The sequence below is a fragment of the Photobacterium sp. SKA34 genome (assembly GCF_000153325.1).
GTDB lineage: Bacteria > Pseudomonadota > Gammaproteobacteria > Enterobacterales > Vibrionaceae > Photobacterium.
Map to the genome: position 1 here is coordinate 775,284 of NZ_CH724141.1, position 20,417 is coordinate 795,700.

At 39.4% G+C, this 20,417-nt stretch carries 13 protein-coding genes; 7 read left to right on the forward strand and 6 right to left on the reverse strand.

Annotated elements, in window-relative coordinates:
• Nucleotides 1-701: 701 nt before the first annotated feature.
• Nucleotides 702-2,231 carry a sodium:alanine symporter family protein gene (locus SKA34_RS05010; RefSeq protein WP_006644423.1) on the forward strand — a complete coding sequence of 510 codons (1,530 nt, stop codon included), beginning with the start codon at nt 702-704 and terminating at the stop codon, nt 2,229-2,231.
• Nucleotides 2,232-2,289: 58 nt separating this feature from the next.
• Here the strand turns inward: SKA34_RS05010 and SKA34_RS23830 are convergent, their stop codons facing one another.
• Nucleotides 2,290-2,847, reverse strand: a complete 558-nt coding sequence (locus SKA34_RS23830; protein ID WP_006644424.1) for a type II secretion system protein — start codon at nt 2,845-2,847, stop codon at nt 2,290-2,292.
• A 388-nt stretch (nt 2,848-3,235) separates the two neighbouring features.
• On the opposite strand from SKA34_RS23830, the gene dbpA reads away from it, so the two are divergent.
• Both dbpA and SKA34_RS05025 read left to right on the forward strand, forming a co-directional pair.
• Nucleotides 3,236-4,621, forward strand: a complete 1,386-nt coding sequence (gene dbpA, locus SKA34_RS05020; RefSeq protein WP_006644425.1) for an ATP-dependent RNA helicase DbpA — start codon at nt 3,236-3,238, stop codon at nt 4,619-4,621.
• Between the two features lie 664 nt (nt 4,622-5,285).
• Nucleotides 5,286-7,112, forward strand: coding sequence for a sodium:proton antiporter (locus SKA34_RS05025; RefSeq protein WP_006644426.1), 1,827 nt, complete (start codon nt 5,286-5,288; stop codon nt 7,110-7,112).
• A gap of 479 nt (nt 7,113-7,591) precedes the next feature.
• Here SKA34_RS05025 and SKA34_RS05030 read toward each other — a convergent pair whose 3' ends face one another.
• Nucleotides 7,592-9,211: an ElyC/SanA/YdcF family protein gene (locus SKA34_RS05030; protein ID WP_006644427.1), complete on the reverse strand. Its 1,620-nt coding sequence runs from the start codon at nt 9,209-9,211 to the stop codon at nt 7,592-7,594.
• A gap of 497 nt (nt 9,212-9,708) precedes the next feature.
• Between SKA34_RS05030 and SKA34_RS05035 the strand changes: the two genes are divergently transcribed.
• Together SKA34_RS05035 and SKA34_RS05040 are read left to right on the forward strand one after the other, a co-directional pair.
• Nucleotides 9,709-10,041 carry a tRNA-binding protein gene (locus tag SKA34_RS05035; protein ID WP_006644428.1) on the forward strand — a complete coding sequence of 111 codons (333 nt, stop codon included), beginning with the start codon at nt 9,709-9,711 and terminating at the stop codon, nt 10,039-10,041.
• 156 nt (nt 10,042-10,197) lie between these two features.
• Complete coding sequence (locus SKA34_RS05040; RefSeq protein ID WP_006644429.1) at nt 10,198-11,208, forward strand: substrate-binding domain-containing protein; 1,011 nt, start codon at nt 10,198-10,200, stop codon at nt 11,206-11,208.
• 78 nt (nt 11,209-11,286) lie between these two features.
• Here SKA34_RS05040 and galM read toward each other — a convergent pair whose 3' ends face one another.
• The 4 genes from galM to galE all read right to left on the reverse strand — a co-directional run bounded on the left by galM (nt 11,287) and on the right by galE (nt 15,695).
• On the reverse strand, nt 11,287-12,348 hold the full coding sequence (gene galM / locus SKA34_RS05045) for a galactose-1-epimerase (protein ID WP_006644430.1): 1,062 nt from the start codon (nt 12,346-12,348) through the stop codon (nt 11,287-11,289).
• A 41-nt stretch (nt 12,349-12,389) separates the two neighbouring features.
• A complete protein-coding gene (gene galK, locus SKA34_RS05050; protein WP_006644431.1) occupies nt 12,390-13,544 on the reverse strand; it encodes a galactokinase in 1,155 nt (384 codons plus the stop codon).
• Between the two features lie 67 nt (nt 13,545-13,611).
• On the reverse strand, nt 13,612-14,667 hold the full coding sequence (locus SKA34_RS05055) for a UDP-glucose--hexose-1-phosphate uridylyltransferase (protein ID WP_006644432.1): 1,056 nt from the start codon (nt 14,665-14,667) through the stop codon (nt 13,612-13,614).
• A gap of 17 nt (nt 14,668-14,684) precedes the next feature.
• On the reverse strand, nt 14,685-15,695 hold the full coding sequence (galE, locus tag SKA34_RS05060; RefSeq protein WP_006644433.1) for a UDP-glucose 4-epimerase GalE: 1,011 nt from the start codon (nt 15,693-15,695) through the stop codon (nt 14,685-14,687).
• A gap of 349 nt (nt 15,696-16,044) precedes the next feature.
• Here galE and ebgR point away from each other — a divergent pair, with 349 nt between their 5' ends.
• Nucleotides 16,045-17,028 carry a transcriptional regulator EbgR gene (gene ebgR, locus SKA34_RS05065; protein ID WP_006644434.1) on the forward strand — a complete coding sequence of 328 codons (984 nt, stop codon included), beginning with the start codon at nt 16,045-16,047 and terminating at the stop codon, nt 17,026-17,028.
• Between the two features lie 293 nt (nt 17,029-17,321).
• Nucleotides 17,322-20,414 carry a beta-galactosidase subunit alpha gene (gene ebgA, locus SKA34_RS05070; protein ID WP_006644435.1) on the forward strand — a complete coding sequence of 1,031 codons (3,093 nt, stop codon included), beginning with the start codon at nt 17,322-17,324 and terminating at the stop codon, nt 20,412-20,414.
• Nucleotides 20,415-20,417: the final 3 nt, after the last annotated feature.

Genomic DNA, 20,417 nt, shown 5'->3' on the forward strand with positions numbered 1-20,417 from the left:
ACATGCGAAAATCGTAATAAAGTATAAAATACCTCACATTAGATTGTGTTGAGGTATAAGCCATGTCATTTAAGTTTACTTATTTCTTTTTCTTAATTTTTGCATCCGTACTTTGGATCGGTATTCCACTACTTGCTGTTTCAGTTTAATCTGTTGTATTTGTTTTTTATTTCGGCTGATTATTCTTATTTAAAAAGAGGTTGTCCGTTAATATTAAGAATATTATTTCACAGTGAATATTCTTAATATTAAGGCTAGTTAAGTAAGCTCATCGCTTTTTTATTCATGAGTATTGATTTTTTATTCTTTATTTTGTGCTGTTACTCTTTCCTTTATCCGATAGTCATCTCATTTATGCAGATAAAAATACTAATCTGTGTAAGATACTCCCCATAATTCGCGCTTTTTTTGTAAGAGATATGCGATTTATATAATTCTTATTCTCATCTTTTTGTTTAACTCCCATTCTTAAAATAGCCGCAGTGGCTGATTTTTTATTTTCATCCTACTGTTTTTAAATGTTTTTTATTTCCCTGTCATTGTTGGTAAGTAAGTTGATTGTTATTTTTGTTATATGAAATGCTTGTTTCATGCCTTTATGATAGGGGCTTTATTCAAATTTAGGATGTTGCTATGTTAAAAGTGTAAACACAATGTAAAACTATAAATGTGAATGTTGAACATTCAAACAAGGATGTTGTATGAATAAATTTTTAATGACAGCTGCCATGCTTGGCGTATCAGGTAGCACCTTTGCTAGCTCTCTCGATGAGAAGATTAATGAAGTTGTTGCCCCGATTGTTAACCCTTTTGTTGGAATGATTTTCTCTTCTATTCCTCTTCCTTTTACTGATGTTCAAGCGCCGTGGATTGTACTTTGGCTTGTTGTAGCTGCTGTATTTTTTACCGCTTACATGGGCTTTATCAATATTCGTGGTTTTAAACACGCCGTTAAAATTGTTAAAGGAGATTATGCTGATCCTAAAGACAGTGGGGATGTCACGCCATTTCAGGCTTTATCAACAGCGCTTTCAGGTACTGTTGGTTTAGGTAATATTGCAGGTGTTGCTGTTGCTGTAACAATTGGTGGTGCCGGTGCAACGTTCTGGATGATCCTTGCTGGTTTACTTGGCATGTCGACTAAATTTGTTGAGTGTTCACTTGCTGTTAAGTACCGTACTTATAATCCAGATGGCACTGTCTCTGGTGGTCCTATGTACTACCTAAGCCAAGGTTTAGAAAAACGCGGTAATGCAGCATTAGGCCGCACGCTTGCAGTTCTCTTTTCAATCTTTGCGATTGGTGGCGCGTTAGGCGGCGGTAACATGTTCCAAGCCAACCAAGCGTATAAGCAAGTTGTTGGTGTAACGGGTGGCGATTTATCTTTCTTTGCTGATAAAGGTTGGTTGTTTGGCTTGATCCTCGCGCTATTGGTGGCTTTCGTTATCATTGGTGGTATTAAGTCGATTGCTAAAGTAACAGCGAAAGTTGTTCCATTCATGGCGATTATCTATGTTGGTGCGGCATTAGTTATCCTACTGATGAACTACAATCTGATTGATGATGCATTTGCTCAAATTATTAATGGTGCATTTACTGGCGAAGGTATTACTGGTGGTGTGATTGGTGTGTTAATCCAAGGCTTTAAACGTGCAGCGTTCTCGAATGAAGCAGGTGTGGGTTCAGCTGCGATTGCTCACTCAGCCGTAAAAACGAAAGAGCTAATTTCTGAAGGTTATGTATCACTGTTAGAACCGTTTATCGATACGGTTGTGATTTGTACCATGACTGCACTAGTTATCATTATTACCGGTCAATTAGGTTCAGGACTTGCAGGCGTTGAATTAACTTCAGCAGCATTTGGTAGCTCAATCTCTTGGTTCCCATTGGTACTTGCTGTCGCGGTTGTTCTCTTTGCTTTCTCTACAATGATCTCTTGGTCTTACTATGGTCTTAAAGCGTGGACTTACCTATTCGGTGAAAGTAAGAAAGCGGAGATGGCGTTTAAACTGATGTTCTGTACTTTCGTTGTTATCGGTGCATCAATGAACTTAGGCCCTGTTATCGACTTCTCTGATGCTATGATCTTCTCAATGGCACTGGTTAATATTGTTGGTCTATACATCATGGCACCAGAAGTTAAACGTGATTTGAAAGATTACCTACTACGTTTGAAAAACGGTGAAATTAAAGAACAAGGTAAAGGTGCAGCGGAACTTACTAAACAATAAGATGTAGCTGTTAGATAAAAAAATGCCGAGCAATATGCTCGGCATTTTTATGTTTGGGCTACTTACAAGAAGTAAACGTTAACTTATAACCTGAGGCTGTTGATGATGCAGGAGTATAGGTTAGGTAACAGTTATCACGATTCATCTTATAACCGATGAAGTCACCGTCATCGTTCTTTGCTTGTTCAGCAAATTGTTTAAATGTGATTCTGTTCTCGCCTGCATGATTGGTGATACGCCAATCAGTAATAAAATTATCAATTAAGTTCTTTAATGTGCCGCTATCATTAAGTGGATAGCCATAAGCAAATACACAGTCATGACCGGGTTTACTCGAACAGCCAGGAATTTTTAGATCTGCGCCGTAAACTCCCGTACCGTCATAGCTACCTTTATTTCTTGTTGCAACGTAAGGCTCATTCTCTAGCCCTGCAACGGCAAGTTTAGAATACGTTGTGCCAAATGCGGATTTTAATGATCCTTCAAGCCCTCTTAATGATGCATCTCTGGCATCATTTTGTAGGTTCATAAATTTAGGCGCAGCGACCACTGCTAAAATACCAAGAATAACAATAACAACGACAAGTTCTATTAACGTAAAACCATTCTTTTTCATCGGGGACAACTCATACATCATTCAAATTGAGTGGTGTTTTTTGTGGATTGTGTTCCTAATTCTCATTTTTGCAACATATTTATTGATTATAGAGGTTTTTTTTGATTTATTATTCATTTTAAGCGCTATTTGTTGGGTCCTAATGAATACGTATTGCTTAAGTTTGTAAAAAGATAACGTTGATATGACGAAAGTTTGATTTTGGTCGGTCAATGAAAACAGATATTAGCGCGGCGTTAAATAAAACAAATGGGGTGTTCCTGTTGAAGTAGATTGTCAGCATGCCCATTAGCTGTTAGTGTCGCACCCCTTACGCATGCTTGCTAAATCAACATGCTGATATTCTAAAAACACGCTGTGGTGTGTTAGTTGTATACAGGACATAATTTTGAGCCAGACTGCTTTTTCTACGTTAAACCTTAACCCTGATTTGCTCAGTAACTTAACGTCATTAGGTTACGACGCAATGACGCCGATCCAAGCGCAAAGCCTACCTTTAATTCTTGAGGGAAAAGATGTTATTGCTCAAGGTAAAACAGGTTCAGGTAAAACAGCAGCATTTGGCTTGGGATTACTACAGAATCTAAAAGTAAAACGCTTTCGTGTGCAGACGTTAGTATTGTGCCCAACGCGTGAGCTTGCCGATCAGGTAGCGAAAGAGATTCGTCGCTTAGCTCGCGCTATTCACAATATTAAAGTTTTAACATTATGCGGCGGTACACCTTTCGGGCCACAAATTGGTTCATTAGAGCATGGTGCACATATTATTGTGGGTACACCTGGTCGTGTCGAAGAACACGTGCGTAAAGGCTTTCTATGTTTAGATGAGCTAAATACGTTAGTGCTTGATGAAGCTGACCGAATGTTAGAAATGGGTTTTCAAGATTCATTAGATGCAATTATTGATGTTGCGCCAAGCGATCGTCAAACGCTACTGTTCAGTGCAACATATCCAACTCAAATTGCTTCTATTGCAAAACGTATTATGCGTAATCCTGTTGAAGTTAAAGTTGAATCTAACCACGACAATAGCAGTATCTCTCAGCACTTCTATAAAGTAGAGAGTAATGATGACCGTTTACGTGCTGTGCGTTTACTACTTAGCCAGCACCGCCCTGAATCATGTGTGATTTTTTGTAATACCAAACGTGAAGCACAAGAGATTTCTGATGATCTTGAAGATTATGGCTTTAGCTCAATTGCATTACACGGTGATTTAGAGCAGCGTGAACGCGATCGTACTTTAGTCTTGTTTGCTAATAAGAGCCGTTCAATTTTAGTGGCAACCGATGTGGCTGCGCGTGGCCTTGATATTGATAATCTTGATGCGGTGATTAACTATCATTTAGCACGTGATACTGAAGTGCACGTGCACCGTATTGGTCGTACCGGTCGTGCGGGTAGTAAAGGTATTGCTTGTTCGTTATTTAGCGATAAAGAGCATTATAAAGTCGCATTACTTGAAGATTACCTTGATCGCCCAATCTCAGGTGAAGCGTTACCAGCCGAGCATCTATTAGATCAACCAACGTTCCGCCCTGAAATGGTAACGTTAATGATTGATGGCGGTAAAAAACAGAAAGTGCGTCCGGGTGATATTTTAGGTGCATTGACGGGTGAAAATGGTATCGCTGGTAGTGATGTGGGTAAAATTAATGTCTTTGACTTCTGTGCTTATGTAGCAGTGAAGCGTGAAGTTGTACGTGCTGCATTGAAAAAGCTAGAAAACGGTCGAATTAAAGGTCGTAACTTCCGCTCTCGTCAATTACGCTAAGTGCTCATTCAATCGAATAAAAAGTCTTAAGAAAAGCCGATAGTAATATCGGCTTTTTTACTATTCAAGAGTAATAAATCACAATATTAAAGTGTTTTATAAAAAATAGTGTTGGTATTGAGAGTAAATTAATTCACTAAGGTAGTAAGTCAGTTGGAATGAATGTTCATCAATACACAAGGTACAGTCACGCTCATCCTCATCAATTGAGTTGAGAGCTATCGCAATTGTTTTCCATAATTGTAATTCGCGATTTAGTGGTATATCAGCGATGAGTTTTTCATCACTATTGAAATTTATTGTTAAAATAGCTATACAGAATAGTGTGGTAGTGAAAGTGAAGCGAGAGTATGCATATATATTCTTTTTAACAATAAATAAAGGTTTTTTATGGAATCAGCATCCCATTTTTTATTCCTTTTTTGTGTTCATCGTGAATGGCTATTACTTTTTATTAGCATAATTACTAAGTTCTATACTGGTTTTCTCTAAATATGAGCAACAAAATGATAAAGTTGAACTCAAAACCTATTTATTAGCCAGTTAGTGGCAAATAAATAGCCTTTAATTATATTGGGCAGATAAGAATATAGGGAGCTATATTCGTTATATTTTAAAACCACATAAATAATGTGATGTGTATTAAGCTATAGAGTATGAACTCATGCATGAAGAAATGATTGGTCTAACCATCGCGGGACTGGGTGTTTTAGGCCTGAGCTGTCAATGGTTAGCATGGCGAATGAAATTGCCTGCGATTTTATTATTATTGATGGCTGGATTAATAATAGGGCCTGTGACAGGAGTATTTAATCCTAATATTCTATTTGGTGATTTACTGTTTCCATTAATTTCATTATCAGTTGCTGTGATTCTATTTGAAGGCAGCTTGACGCTGAATTTTGATGAAATTAAAAATGTAAGGCGTAATGTAAAATCTATTGTCACTGTTGGGGCGATCATTACATGGATGATCACCAGTGTTGCTACCCATTACTTATTGGATTTTAGTTGGCCATTAGCCTTGCTGTTTGGTTCTATGACCGTTGTAACAGGGCCGACGGTGATTGTGCCGCTATTACGTACCGTTAGGCCACAAGCCAAACTCGCTAATATTTTACGGTGGGAAGGGATTTTAATTTATCCCATTGGTGCAATTTTCGTTGTTATTGTTTATGAGTTTATCGTCTCAAGTAGCACCATCCATAGTATTGAAGTTTTTGGTCTTATGCTGCTGGTGGGTCTGGTACTCGGTGGTGTAGCTGGTTGGCTATTAGCACATGTGTTACGTCGTCATTTATTACCAGAATATCTCCAACCTTTTGCTGTTTTAGCATTAGTACTTGGCGTATTTTCAGGTGCCAATGCGTTAGAGCCAGAAGCGGGATTATTGGCTGTTACAGTGATGGGAATGTGGCTGGCCAATGCGAAAGACGTCAATATTCAGCATATTTTGCACTTTAAAGAAAACTTAACAATCTTACTGATTTCTGGTTTGTTCTTGATCCTAGCATCACGCATTCAAATGTCTGACTTCCATGCATTAGGTTGGGGAGCGATCACTGTATTTGTAGTGATTCAACTTGTGTCTCGCCCAGTATCGATTTTCGTTTCCACTATGTTTAGTCAGCTAGCTTTTAAAGAAAAACTGTTTTTAGCTTGGGTAGCACCGCGAGGTATTGTTGCGGCAGCTATTTCAGCCTTGTTTGCGTTAAAGCTTTCAAATGATGGGGTAGCTGGTGCTGAACTATTAGTTCCATTAACCTTTATGGTGATTATTGGCACAGTGGTATTGCAAAGTTTAACTGCACGACCAATGGCTAAATTACTGGGCGTTGCGGAGCCTTCACCTAAAGGCTTTATTATTGTTGGTGCCAATGACGTTGCGCGCAATATTGCGTTAGCATTAAAAAAATATGATTGCCGTGTCGTAGTGACAGACTCTAACTGGGACTATATTCGTGCTGCACGTATGGCGGGGCTTGAAACCTATTATGGTAATGCTGTATCAAGCCATGCGGATGAGTATTTAGATGTGATTGGTATTGGTCACTTGTTAGCGTTAACACCAGATAAGCATTTTAATGCGGTAGCAGCTATGCACTTTGAAAGTGATTTTGGTGGCCGTAATGTGTTCCGTTTGAACGGGCGTCGCCATAATAGTGGTTTAGAGAAACACTCAGCATCTCAAGCGCATAATGGTGCAGCTTTATTTGGTGAGGATATTAGTTATAAGAAATTAGCGAGTTTGATTAACCAAGGTGGTGAGATTAAGCATACTAAGTTGAGTGATAACTTTACGTTAGAAGATTATTACGCGCAGTATAAAGCAAGCCAACTTATTCCAATGTTTGCGATTGATCCTAAAGGTTATATTTATACATATACGATTAACGATGAATTTGCTGTGAAGGCTGGTTGGACAATAGTTTCTCTAATTAAAGAATTAAAAGTCGCAGAAGAAATAAAAGAGATAAAAACAGAAGCTTAGATCTTTTAACTATCATCATAATGATAAGGGCACGTTAAACGTGCCTTTTTTTATATGTTAAAATCTATCACTGATTTCTTAGAATATCGTAGCTTAGCGTGAAATAAAAATAAGCATTTACTTATTAATCTCATCAATTGTTTTACTCGTTATAACATCGATCGTTGTGGTGGGGGAAAAACACTGTAATTAACGATTATTTTTTATCTAATACATGGCCCTGATCATAAGTCGAGCTATTAGGTGCCATTCTTTATTCTTTTGAGTGATAGCCATAAGCATCAGAGACTGTGGTTAAAATAGAACGTTAAATAAAAAGTACATTGAGAATAGGAAAAAGCAGAGATATGAAAGTATATCTGCTTTTTTATCGTTGTACGTCATTATAAATAATAATATTGTCAGGTAGAGAATTATTGAATGATAAAGGCATAATTTGCCTTTATCAAATTATATTGATTATTCGTTTTATTGATAGATTATGGATGTAGATTACGAGTAACAACGGTATTAAATTCTTTAACCCCTACAATATCAGGTAAGCCATTACCATCAATATCACCTATTAATCTAAAATTATCGGCTGAATCAAAACTAGCATCTTTAACAAAGTTTTTCCAGTGGTCTGTCGCGATTGGTAAACGGTTATTTAAAGTATAGACTGATGTAACAGAGCCTAAGTATTCGTAGCGTTTACCTGTTGATAAAGCAATATATATTTCTTGTCTACCAATATTAAGTAAATCGGCACGTCCATTACCTGTCATATCAACGGCTTTTCTGACGTAGATTTTATTTGACCAATCAAGAAAATCTTCTTTATCACCCTCTCCATCATCAGCACGAAGCCATTTTGAACGTAAACTAAAGTCCCCATCATTATCTTGCAAAGATACATAAATACCATGATGTCCATAACTGACAATATCTTGACGTTTATCACCATTAACATCGGCAAATTGTCTTATTGTTGTTTCTTCTGTATCGTTATCAAATGTTTCTGAATGTGCTGGATCTGTCGTACTTTTATGTCCGTATGAATTTGAAATTTTTTCAGGTTTTTCAAAATGGTCACCTTTATTAAATTGAGCATAAGTACCATTTTCACTGAAGATACCAATATCAGTCAGACCGTCACCATCAATGTCTGCCATCTGAATAATATCTTTTGTTAAATCGAAGTTATTTTCCCCCCAAGATATCTCATCATCAAATTTACTTCCTGTTGAGAGTGCTACTTCTATATTTTCATTATTAATTGAAATGGCATCGGCAAAATGATCTTTATTTATATCCGCAACAAAATATCGAATTGGTTTTTGATCATCACTAACATAGCTTCCCCAAGATTGAGGTGAATTGAATTGTTTCCCTGATGATAATCCAACGACTAACTCTCCTGATTTAAAGCCAACCAGATCACTTTTTCCGTCACCATTAATATCTCCTAAAGCTAGAGTACTTTCTTGAGGTGACCAGCCATCCTGAATATTAAATTCTGAAGACCAAAACTCATCTTTACTGAATTCGCTAGAACGATAACTATTTTTCGGTGTAAAAAAGTTCTCACCAAACTGAGCATTAAATGATTTCATTGCTGATTTATCGATTGTTTCATTTCCACGAAAGATATGATAATGGCTTGATACAAGTTGATAAGAGTTAATGTTTACGCCTTTATCTTTTAATTTATCAATAATTATTTTTGCTTCAATTGCATTTTCGTCTGTTGTTGTTGAATTTTGCTCAAGAATTATTTGGTTTTCCTTAACATGGTGTTTTTCTATTAATATTTTTTTAAGAGCTTGAGCTTCGGTACTTTTGCCTTTAATTACGCAAGTTTGAACTGTTGTGGGATTGCCTTTTCCTGTCAATAGGTATATTGGGTTTTCTAATGATTTAGCTACTTCATAAGCTCGATCTGCTCGATACTCTAGTAGCTGTCTAGGTGTACAACTTGTACGATTTACCTCAAGGCCAAGAGTGATTATTAAGTCTATCGGTTTTTCCATCGGGCTTATATTCTTATGCTCTGAATGGCACGCAGTTAAAGATATAGAGATTGCTGTTGAAAACAAAAGTAATTGCTTAAGTGACATATATATTCCATTATCAAATATAAAATATCATTATCTTTACTTGGTGGGATAACTGTAAGCTGGAAATATTCCTATTGGGATGTTAATTCAAGTCTGTATTTATTTAAAAGCTAATTACTTGATATAATTCAAAATAAAATACTAATCTAATTGTTATTGGTAAATCTATCAGCTATCTAAATTTGAATTAATATTTATACCTCTAATTTCTTTTTAACTTATTAATCGGTCTTAAAAATACGTTTTTGTTCTTTGATGTTATAAAGATTATATTTTTATGTTGAGCGTTTCTATTTTCACGTTTTGATGTGTTAATTAAGCTAAAGCAGACACTATCGGATCGTAAAAATATTTTTGTATATCGGCACGTATTTAATGTCACAAATTTCAGAAATAAAGTGTGATCAAGCAGCGTTATAATTATAAATTTTGTTGTTAGTGTAATCGTTTCCACTAGGCTGTTTTTATTCAATAATTAATTAAATATGAGAAAGTCAATGGAAACAATTCAATACGGTGATTTCGCGAAACTAGATATTCGTGTAGGTAAAATCATTGAAGTTTCACGTCATAGCAACGCTGATAAACTTTATATTGTTCATATTGGTGTAGGGGATCAAACGTTACAAACAGTAACGAGTCTTGTACCTTATTATACTGAAGAAGAGCTAATGGGGAAACATGTCGTGGTACTGTGTAATTTAGCCAAAGCGAAAATGCGTGGTGAAATTTCTGAATGTATGTTGCTATGTGCTGAGACTGACGATGAATCTGAAAGCGTATTGCTTACTCCTGAACGCTTCATGCCAGCTGGTGTGAAGGTAGTGTAATGATTAAATAGCTTTTGGGTTTTTGTACTAATCAGGAAGATTTTCTTCATGTAGTATGATGAAAAAACATCAACGAACAATTATCGTATCTTAAAAGTTATTCCGTTATAGCGGTTAGCACAGTTAAATGAGTACCGTTTTAAAAAGAGAGCAATTATGGCAACCATTAAGGATGTCGCTCGTGAAGCTGGGGTGTCGATTGCCACTGTCTCGCGGGTGATCAACAAGTCTCCAAAAGCAAGTAAACAGTCTATTGAAGCGGTAACTAATGCTATGAAACAGTTAGGTTATCGTCCCAATGCGGCAGCCAAAGCGTTAGTGCGACAAAATACCGATACCATTGGTGTATTAGTGGGGGATGTATCTGATCCTTTCTTTGGCACTTTGGTTAAAGCTGTCGATGTTGTGGCTCATCAACATGGTAAGCATATTCTGATCGGTAACGGTTATCACAATGCAGACGATGAACGGCATGCCATTGAGCATTTAATCAACAGTCGTTGTGATGCGTTAGTGATCCACGCTAAAGCACTAACTGACGAAGAACTGATTAACTATGCCAACGAACTGAAAGGCTTAGTGATTATTAACCGTCATATTCCAGCTATTGCTGAGCGTTGCATCTCTCTTGATAACCATAAAGGTGCGTATTTAGCGACCGAATACTTGATCCGTCATGGTCATAGCCATATTGGGTGTATTGCCTCTAACCATGATATCGAAGATGCCAGTGAACGTGTGCAAGGCTATTTGGATGCGTTAGCGGATAATAATATAAGTTTATCAGCAAGCTATATTGAAAAAGCGACCCCAGATAGCGAGGGCGGTGAAACAGCGATGATAAATTTGATCACCAAGTCTTTACCGATGACTGCTTTGGTAGCTTACAACGATTATATGGCTGCGGGCGCATTAGCAGTACTGCAAGAAAACGGTATTACATCTCCGCAGAAGATGTCGCTGGTGGGGTTTGATGATGGCTTAATTGCGCGTTATACCACTCCAGGGCTAACGACTGTTCGTTACCCGATTCAGATGATGGCAGAAAAGGCTGCTAATCTTGCTTTAGCTTTGGCTGATGAGCAAGACGTTGATACTGAAGCAATGCGTTTTTCTCCAACCTTAGTGCGTCGAGGCTCCGTTGAGCGCTTAACATCTGAGTTGTAGTGTCTAATTGATTTAACAAAGCCGACATGATGTCGGCTTTGTTGTTTAGTAGATGAGAGAAATATATCTTAGTGTATGTTATTCATAATCAAATGTGTAAGTTGTGTAATAACTATATTGTTCATTAGGCTTTAGCAAACAACTGGGTTGGTCCCATTCAGGATGGTTAGGGGAATCTGGTAAGAACTGAGTTTCTAACGCTAATCCTGCGTAATCTTGATACTGTTTACCATCTCGGGCTGGAGTACCTGCTAACCAATTGCCGCCATATAGTTGCACTGCTGGTTTATTGGTTTTTACCGTCATGGTTACCATGCTATCAGGGGAAATTACTTCAGCAATAATCTCATCAGGCTTTCTTGCTGGGTTTAACACAAAGCTATGATCGTAACCTTTAGCTTGTTGCTGCTGTTCATTTGCGAGTAAGTTTTTACTTAATGATTTACCTGAGCGGAAATCAAAGCTAGTATTTTCAACTGGTTGTGGCTTATCGAGCGGTATACCAACGCTATTGGTCGGTAAATAGTCGTCAGCATTAATACGCACTGTATGTGAGCGGTTATCACCATCCCATGTCGCCCCTTGCAGGTTAAAGTAACTGTGATTGGTTAAATTAACGGGGGTGATTTTATCGGTGTCAGCAAGATAGTGAATAGTTACGTCGTTGTTATCAGTTAAGGTATAACGCACAGTAACATTCAGTGTGCCGGGAAAGCCCTGATCGCCATCTTCAGAGACTAAACTAAATAAAATGCTATTTTGGTTTTGCTCTACTATGTGCCAACGGCGTTGATTAAAGCCATCTTCACCACCGTGGAGACAGTTGCCGTTTTGATTGATCGATACTTGGTATACTTGATCATCAATACTAAAGCGACCATTGGCAATACGGTTAGCATATCGACCAACAGTTACGCCCATGTAGCTTTGTTGGGCATAAAAATCAGTTAGGTTATCGACACCTAATAGCACTTCACGTTGTTCGCTGTTACTTAAGGGAAGGCAACAACTTAACCAAGTGGCACCAATGTCCATCAGCACGATACGCATTCCATGGTTATTAGTGAGTTCAATTACATTAGCTGGCTTTCCATCATGGGCGAGCTGTTGAGTCATAGCGTGCATTAGTGGATTTTGCATTGGTGCTCCTTACCTGTTAATTGTTTAAGCGACTTAATGAATTAATCAATCTTGCCTGAGCCATCTTTAGCTTGGCATACGTAAATTGACTCTTTTAGCTCTGTTGCTGCTTGGTATTTCGCTTCAACGGCTGCCTTTACATCATCCACTAATGTTGGTGGAACGAGTGCGACAATACAGCCACCAAAGCCGCCGCCGGTCATACGTACACCGCCTTGCTCGCCAATCACGTCTTTCACGATATTAACAAGGGTATCGACTTCAAATACTGTGATTTCAAAGTCATCGCGCATAGAGGCATGAGATTGTGCCATTAGTTCACCCATACGCTTCATATCGTTATTACGTAAGACTTTTGCTGCTTCAATGGTACGATCGTTTTCAGTGATCACATGGCGAGCACGTTTTGCTACGAACTCATCCAACTCATGCGCTTTGGCGTTAAATTGCTCAATGGTGACATCACGTAGTGCTTTAACGCCAAAGATACTGGCGGCTTCTTCACATTGTTGACGACGAGTATTGTATTCGCTGTCTACTAAGCCACGTTTTTTATTGGAGTTGATGATCATAACTGCCATGTCTGCTGGCATGGATACCGCTTGGGTTTCTAGGCTGCGGCAATCTAATAACATCGCATGATTTTCACGACCTTCAGCAGAGATCATTTGATCCATAATGCCGCAATTACAGCCAACGAATTGGTTTTCAGCTTGCTGACCATTCAAAGCGATTTCTGCTTGGCTGATCTCAAGGTTGTAAAGCACTTTAAAGGTTTGAGCAATCACTACTTCCAGTGCCGCAGATGAACTTAATCCTGCACCTTGAGGAACATTGCCTGTTACCGCGATATCTGCACCTTTAAAATTAAAACCACGTTCAAGTAAGCATTTCACTACGCCACGAATGTAGTTTGCCCACATTTTATCTTGTTGGAATTCGATAGGTTGGGTGAGATCAAATTCATCGGTAGCATTGCCATAATCAACAGATACCACACGAATGATGTTGTCAGTACGAGGCGAGGCTGCGACCACGGTTTGGTAGTTGATAGCACAAGGTAAAACGAAGCCATCATTGTAGTCGGTATGTTCGCCAATCAGGTTTACACGCCCCGGCGCTTGAATTAGGTGGCTTGGTTGGTAGCCTAACACTGTGGTGAAGGCGTGTTTAACGTTTGAAATTAAATCTGACATAAAAAACTCTCACAAAATAGGGGAACTCATGCCGCAGTAATATGAGCAGCACGGTGTAAGTAATAACTTATAGTTTTTCTTTATAGTGAATATCGCTGAGATCGCGTAGGCGAAGTGCTGCTTGCTCGGCGGTTAAATCACGTTGGCTCTCCGCTAACATTTCATAGCCAACCATGAATTTACGGACGGATGCGCTACGTAGTAGTGGTGGATAAAACAGCGCATGTAATTGCCAATGATCAATATCAGTGCCTTGCTCAAAGAAAGGGGCGTAATGCCAGCCCATGGAGTAAGGGAAAGAGCATTGGAATAGATTGTCATAACGGCTTGTCAGCTTTTTGATCGCTAACGCTAAATCGTCACGTTGCGCCTCTGTTAGTTCACTCATACGACGGATATGCGTCTTTGGTAAAAGCATGGTTTCAAATGGCCATGCTGCCCAGTAAGGCACTAACGCTACCCAATGTTCGGTTTCAACGACAATGCGTGAACCGTCTTTCAGTTCGGCTTCAACGTAATCGACCAATAAGTTACGACCATTTTCTTGGTAATAAGTCTTTAGGTTGTATTCTTTACGTTCGATTTCATTAGGTAAAAAGCTATTTGCCCAAATTTGGCCATGTGGGTGAGGTTGCGAGCAGCCCATAGTCTCGCCTTTGTTCTCAAATGCTTGTACCCAAATGTAATCTTTTCCAAGCTCTTCAATTTGTTCGTTCCAGGTATCAATTACGCCGCGAATTTTTTCAACGGGTAGCTCAGGTAAGGTCTTACTGTGATCGGGAGAGAAACAGATCACACGACTTAAACCACGTACCCCTTGGGTTTTAAACAACGGATTAGTCGATTGTGGTGCTTCAGGTGAATCTGCCATTAGTGCGGCAAAATCATTACTAAATACATACGTGCCTTGGTAATCAGGGTTTTTATCGCCAGAAATACGTTCGTTCGTTGGGCAAAGGAAACACTTCTCGTCATAGGTTGGTAGTTGTTCGGCTGATAGCTTTTCATCTTGACCACTCCAAGGACGTTTAGCACGGTGTGGTGAGACTAAAATCCATTGACCAGTCAATGGGTTATAACGGCGATGTGGATGATCAACAGGGTTAAATTCAACTGCAGACATATGTTTTACTCTCTTAATTAGTAACCGTTAGGATTGTTTGATTGCCAGTTCCATGTATCGACCGTCATTTCTTTTATGCTGCGCGTCGCTTTCCAATTGAGATCACGTTCTGCTTTGTCTGTGCTTGCCCAACATTCTGCAATATCACCCGCACGACGAGGGCAAATAATATAAGGCACTTGATTGCCGCACGCTTTAGCAAATGCATCGACCATTTCTAATACGCTTGAGCCTTTGCCTGTGCCGAGGTTATAGATATGTAATCCAGCTCTATCACACAGGGCGTTGAGTGCTGCAATGTGACCATCAGCAAGGTCCATGACGTGAATATAGTCTCGAACACCTGTACCATCTGGGGTGGGATAGTCGTTGCCAAAAATAGATAACCGATCACGGCGACCAATCCCCACTTGGGCAATAAATGGCATCAGGTTATTAGGGATACCTTGTGGATCTTCGCCCATGGTACCTGAAGAGTGTGCTCCTACTGGGTTGAAGTAACGGAGTAGGGTAATGCTCCAATCGTTTTCAGCATGGAACAGATCTTTAAAGCACTCTTCCACCATGTATTTGCTACGACCATAGGGATTGGTGGTTGCTCCTGTTGGTGAGTCTTCAGTGATTGGTACAATCTCAGGATCGCCATACACGGTAGCCGATGAGCTAAAGACAATGCTTTTCACACCAGCTTTACGCATTGCGCGAGCTAATACTAAAGAGCCATTGACGTTGTTATCGTAGTATTCTAATGGTTTTTCGACTGATTCCCCCACCGCTTTTAAGCCAGCAAAGTGGATCACTGCTTTGATGTCGTGCTTAGCAAAGACACTATCGAGAAATGCTTCATCTTGGACGTTACCTTGATGAAACACTGGCATCTTACCGGTTAACACTTCGATACGTGCCAATACTTCGATTTTTGCATTGGATAAGTTATCGATAATGACTGGAGTGATGCCTGCTTGGATCATTTGTACGCAAGTGTGGCTGCCGATGTATCCCATGCCGCCGGTAACTAAAACTTCCACTATTTCCGCCTCTGCTGAATTTTGGGAGAGAAGAGCCGCGCTTTGCGGTTCTCGACTTTCTGCTAAAAAGTTTATCAATTAATTGAACTTACGATCTGTGATCTACCTTGCAATGTGTAAACGTTTACACTTCGACCATAAGAGTTTGAGTGTTGAAGAATAAAGGGAAAATACTGTATTTGTTGTAAATTATTGAATATTAATAATTTTATGCGTTTTATGGGTTTTTATATAATGTGAGGTTTTTTACTAAAATAATCAGGAACAATATAAAACAACAATAAAAAGTGTTATTTTTAATAATATATCACTAGGATAGTGAGCATTGTTGATGGGAAGCAAAGTAAGTATGGCGACATTAAAAGACATAGCTAATGAAGCAGGGGTTTCTCTTGCAACGGTATCGCGTGTACTTAACGACGATCCGTCATTAAGCGTAAAAGAAGAAACCAAACAACGAATTTTTGAAATTGCTGAAAAACTCGAATATAAAACCAGCAGCTCAAAAAAAGCCGTAGCCGAAAAAAAGCAGCAACATTGCTTTGTGGCGCTTTATAGTCATAAGCAAGAAGCAGAAGTAAATGATCCGTATTATCTTTCTATTCGTCATGGGATTGAGACCCAATGTGATAAGCTAGAAATTGATTTGATCAACTGCTACAACGGTAAGTTAGATGCCCATAATTCAAAGGTTTCAGGAGTACTGATTGTTGGGCGATGTTCAGATAAGTTATTGAAAGAGTTATCAAAGAAAACAGATAATATCTGTTTTGTGGATTTTTCTGATAATTCAAAATGTTACGACAGCGTGGATATTGACCTCGAAAGGATTAGTAAACAAATTGTCGATTTCTTTATTGAACAAGGCTACCCACGCATTGGCTTTATTGGTGGAGAAGATCAGGCAAATACTGCTGATATTCGTGAAATCGCGTTTTCTGAATACGGTCAGTTAAAAGGTGTTGTTGATAATAAAGACATCTACCGTGGTGATTTTTCTAGCGCTTCTGGTTATGAGCTAGCCAAGCTAATGTTTGCTAATAGTGATTATCCCAGTGCGCTGTTTATTGCTTCTGATTCTATTGCCATTGGTGTTCTGCGAGCGATCCATGAGCAAGGACTGGCTATTCCAGAAGATATTGCGCTGATCAGTGTTAATGATATACCGACGGCTAAATTTACCTTCCCCTCACTGTCTACCGTGCGTATTCATGCTGAAATGATGGGGATACAAGGGGTGAATTTACTGGTGGAAAAGTCACGAGATGGGCGGGTTCTGCCACTACAAGTTTATGTACCAAGTAAGTTAAAGTTACGCGGTACCACTAAATAGTATAAATTAAGTAGTTATAAGGCACTGTTCTTACAGTGCCTTTTTATTTTCTGTGAAAAGTGTTGTGTTATTTACACTGTTTTCTTTCTTTTATCTTACCTTCTGTCACTTCCTTTAAGCCGATCACAGGATTGGTCTAAATCCCTTCGTAAAATGTGACTCGCTTAATGTAAAACGTTTTCACTAATTTATTTTAGTAAAACTTTTACTAAAATAATTCCCAGCAGATTAATCATCATTATTGCGATTGATCACAGATTAAAAAAATGTCAGTTTGAGCCGGGAGGCATAATTTGAACAACTGGGAAAACTTCCAACATCTGCATGAGAGCCGCATGGCACCACGTGCTTATTTCTTCTCATACGATTCAGTTAAGCAAGCAACGACTTTTCAACGTGAACTAAGTAGCCGTTTTATGTTGCTTAGTGGTCAGTGGAAATTTGAATACTTTTCAAATCCATTATTAGTACCAGAAGAATTTTACAACCAGCCAATGACACAGTGGAAACAAATCACGGTTCCTAATATGTGGCAAATGGAAGGTCATGGCGAGCTTCAATACACAGATGAAGGTTTCCCATTCCCAATTGATGTACCGTTTGTGCCGTCTGATAACCCAACAGGCGCTTACAAACGCACATTTACATTAAGTGCTGATTGGAATAATAAGCAAACTATTATCAAGTTTGATGGCGTTGAAACTTACTTTGAACTGTATGTGAACGGTCAATACGTTGGCTTTAGCAAAGGTAGTCGTTTAACCGCAGAATTTGATATCAGCGCGTTTGTTAGACAAGGTAATAATTTACTGTCTGTTCGTGTAATGCAGTGGGCGGATTCAACTTATATTGAAGATCAGGACATGTGGTGGACTGCGGGTATTTTCCGTGATGTTTACCTTGTGGGTAAAGAGCAGTTAAATGTACGTGATTTTACTGTACGTACTGACTTTGATAGCGCATACCAAAACGGCATATTAAGCTGTGTTGTTGAGTTAGAAAATTTAACGGCAAGCGCACAAACTGGATTGGTCGAATACCAGTTAATGGATGGCACAACACTTGTCGCAGAGGGTGCTGTGGCTGATATTCATGTTGTTGATAGAATTAAAGTGCAGTTTGTCATTGACGTTACAGCACCTGTGCAATGGAACGCTGAAAATCCATACCTTTACCAGTTATTGCTGACGCTAAAAGACAGCCAAGGCAATGTACTGGAAGTGATCCCGCAGCGTGTTGGTTTCCGGGACATAAAAGTGCGTGATGGTCTGTTCTATATCAACAACAAATACGTGATGCTACATGGTGTGAACCGCCACGATAACGATCATCTTAAAGGTCGTGCGGTGGGTATGGATCGTGTCGAGAAAGATTTAGTGCTGATGAAGCAGCACAACATCAACTCTGTACGTACGGCTCACTATCCCAATGATCCACGTTTTTACGAATTATGTGATATATACGGTCTGTTTGTAATGGCTGAAACCGATGTGGAAACACACGGCTTTGCTAACGTCGGCGATTTAAGCCGTATTACTGATGATGCAGAGTGGGAAACGGTGTTTGTTGATCGTGCTGTTCGTCATGTTCACGCCCAGAAAAACCATCCATCAATCATCATGTGGTCAATGGGTAACGAATCGGGCTACGGTTGTAACATTCGTGCTATGTATGCGGCAACTAAAGCAATTGATAACACTCGCTTAGTGCATTATGAAGAAGATCGTGATGCTGATGTGGTGGATGTGATCTCTACTATGTATTCACGTGCACAATTGATGAATCACTTTGGCGAGTTCCCGCATGCGAAACCTCGCATTATCTGTGAATACGCACACGCAATGGGTAACGGTCCCGGTGGTTTAACTGAATACCAAAACGTGTTCTACAAGCACGATCATATTCAAGGTCACTACGTATGGGAATGGTGTGATCACGGTATTCTAGCTTGTGATGAAAACGGCACTGAATTCTACAAATACGGCGGTGACTACAACGATTACCCGAACAACTACAACTTCTGTATGGATGGTTTAATTTACCCAGATCAAACTCCGGGACCTGGCTTGAAAGAATACAAGCAAGTGATTGCACCTGTGAAAATCCGTGAAGTAGATGCGAAACAAGGTCAATTCATGGTTGAGAATAAATTATGGTTCTCAAACATTGATGATTACACCATCACCGCAGAAGTACGTGCTGAAGGTGAAACCTTGTCGGTTGAGCAGATCAAACTAACGGATCTGGCTGAAAACTCAGAGCAGATGATCACCTTGGCGTGGCCAGAGCTTGATGAGCGTGAAGTATTTGTAAACTTCATTGTACGTAAAGATTCTCGCACTCGCTACAGTTTAGCAAACCATGATATTGCGGTTTATCAGTTCGAGCTAAAAGCGAATACCGCACAGTTGGAAAGCTTTATTAATCAAAATGCGATTGAATTAGCGATTGAAGAAACACGTTTAGATTATGTTGTTAAAGGTTACAACTTTGCGCTTAACTTCTCGAAAGTGAACGGTAAGTTAACGTCTTGGTTAGTCGATGGAAAAGAGCTTATTCAATCGGCCCCTAAGCTGAATTTCTTCAAACCAATGATTGATAACCATAAGCAAGAATATGAAGGTCTTTGGCACCCAGCTCACCTGCAAATCATGCAAGAGCACTTCCGTAGTCTAAATGTGGAAATGATCGATGGTCAGTGTGAAATCATCGTCACTAGCATTATCTCACCGCCGGTGTTTGATTTTGGTATGCGTTGTCATTACCGCTACCAAGTGAATGCACAAGGCCAGTTAAATGTGGAATTAAGCGGTGAACGTTACGGTGATTATCCACATGTGATCCCAGTGATTGGTTTGGATTTAGGCATTAATGGCGAGTTTGATCAGGTGCAATACTACGGTCGTGGGCCTGAAGAAAACTACCAAGATAGCCGCCAATCTAACATGATTGATGTTTACAGCACCACGGTTGCTGACATGTTTGAAAACTACCCGTTCCCACAAAATAACGGAAACCGCCAACATGTTCGTTGGGCTGCATTGGCTGATAAACATGGCACTGGTGTATTAGTGAAACCACAGCAAGAAATTAACTTCAGTGCATGGTTCTACACTAACCAAAACCTTCACCAAGCACAGCATACTCATGAGCTTGAGAAGAGTGGATACATCACGTTAAACCTAGATCACCAAGTGATGGGCTTAGGCTCTAACTCTTGGGGTAGTGAAGTGCTGGATTCATTCCGAGTGTACATGGATAGCTTCCGCTACGGTTTAACGATTCTGCCAATCACTGCTGGCGATTGCCGACCACAAGCTTTGGCGAATCACAACTTTGATTCAGCGTTTTTCACAACAAAGGCTCCAAAAACGAATAAGGCGTAATCC

Coding starts and splice junctions, on each gene's coding strand:
- SKA34_RS05010 (WP_006644423.1), top strand. CDS start 702: ATGAATAAATTTTTAATGACAGCTGCCATGCTTGGCGTATCAGGTAGC.
- SKA34_RS23830 (WP_006644424.1), bottom strand. CDS start 2,847: ATGAAAAAGAATGGTTTTACGTTAATAGAACTTGTCGTTGTTATTGTT.
- SKA34_RS05025 (WP_006644426.1), top strand. CDS start 5,286: ATGCATGAAGAAATGATTGGTCTAACCATCGCGGGACTGGGTGTTTTA.
- SKA34_RS05030 (WP_006644427.1), bottom strand. CDS start 9,211: ATGTCACTTAAGCAATTACTTTTGTTTTCAACAGCAATCTCTATATCT.
- SKA34_RS05035 (WP_006644428.1), top strand. CDS start 9,709: ATGGAAACAATTCAATACGGTGATTTCGCGAAACTAGATATTCGTGTA.
- SKA34_RS05040 (WP_006644429.1), top strand. CDS start 10,198: ATGGCAACCATTAAGGATGTCGCTCGTGAAGCTGGGGTGTCGATTGCC.
- galM (WP_006644430.1), bottom strand. CDS start 12,348: ATGCAAAATCCACTAATGCACGCTATGACTCAACAGCTCGCCCATGAT.
- galK (WP_006644431.1), bottom strand. CDS start 13,544: ATGTCAGATTTAATTTCAAACGTTAAACACGCCTTCACCACAGTGTTA.
- SKA34_RS05055 (WP_006644432.1), bottom strand. CDS start 14,667: ATGTCTGCAGTTGAATTTAACCCTGTTGATCATCCACATCGCCGTTAT.
- ebgR (WP_006644434.1), top strand. CDS start 16,045: ATGGCGACATTAAAAGACATAGCTAATGAAGCAGGGGTTTCTCTTGCA.